Origin of the sequence: Salidesulfovibrio brasiliensis JCM 12178, from assembly GCF_001311825.1 — a bacterium.
Taxonomy (GTDB): Bacteria; Desulfobacterota; Desulfovibrionia; order Desulfovibrionales; family Desulfovibrionaceae; genus Pseudodesulfovibrio; species Pseudodesulfovibrio brasiliensis.
Map to the genome: position 1 here is coordinate 1 of NZ_BBCB01000174.1, position 918 is coordinate 918.

General features: G+C 54.6%; 1 pseudogene. It reads left to right on the forward strand.

Annotation, left to right across the window (positions count from 1 at the left end):
* Positions 1 to 249 precede the first annotated feature (249 nt).
* Positions 250 to 918, forward strand: a pseudogene (locus JCM12178_RS17425) (site-specific integrase); the annotation flags it as partial.

Sequence of the window (918 nt, forward strand, 5' to 3'; positions counted from 1 at the left end):
CTTGGTGCGTTCACGGTGGGGAAGCGAGGGATTCGCTTTCATCGTCAAGCTGTGGAGGCGTACATGCGTCAGGGGTGCGTAAATGTTTCCGAGCGTGAGGTTTCAAAGGGTTGTGACGCTCCTCGCCAGCGCAAGCGGAAATTGACGTCTTTACATGATCTTTGGTAATATCTTCAGGCAAATAAGCGGCCTTCCGAGAAGAGGATACCTACATGCCTTACAAGGAAGGAAAAAAAGTGGCGGGGCGCGGTGCGTTTTACCCCGTCGGCTGGAAAGCAACTTCGACGCACAAAGCTCTTTGACAGAAAGCGAGAAGCCGAAGCGTGGGAACGCGAAACCATCAAGGCGCTTGAACTGGCTGATCGCCAAAAGCGCAAGGACATGGACACTGTCGGCAGACTTCTTGTTGCCGGGGAATGGGCCGAACGGTACTTGGATTACGCCAAGGCCACTTGGTCGGAAAAGACGTATGATTCAAAACGTCGGGCCTTCAGGCGGCTGTTTAGAGACAGCATCAGGCCGGAAATGCCGGTTGGTGAGATAAGCCCCGCCGTTGCGCTGGATCATCTGAGCAAGCTGAACCGGCGAAAGAACGGCAACACGGCAAACAAGGACCGCAAGAATCTCGTCGCCGCATGGAACTGGGGAGCCAAGTACCACAATATGAATCGGGTCAACCCGTTTCAGTTGGTCGACAAGTTCCCTGAAAAGCGGCACCCCCGCTATGTCCCGCCGTTTGCGGATTTCAAAACGGTACTGGACACTGCTGACGAATATGAGCGGTTCGTGCTCCTGACCACCTTCTTTACGGCTGGCCGGAAGTCGGAAATCTTCCGCATCAAGTGGAGCGAGGTGGATTTCGACAAAGGCACTGTTGGCTTGTGGACGCAAAAGCGCCGTGGCGGAAACTGGGAATTT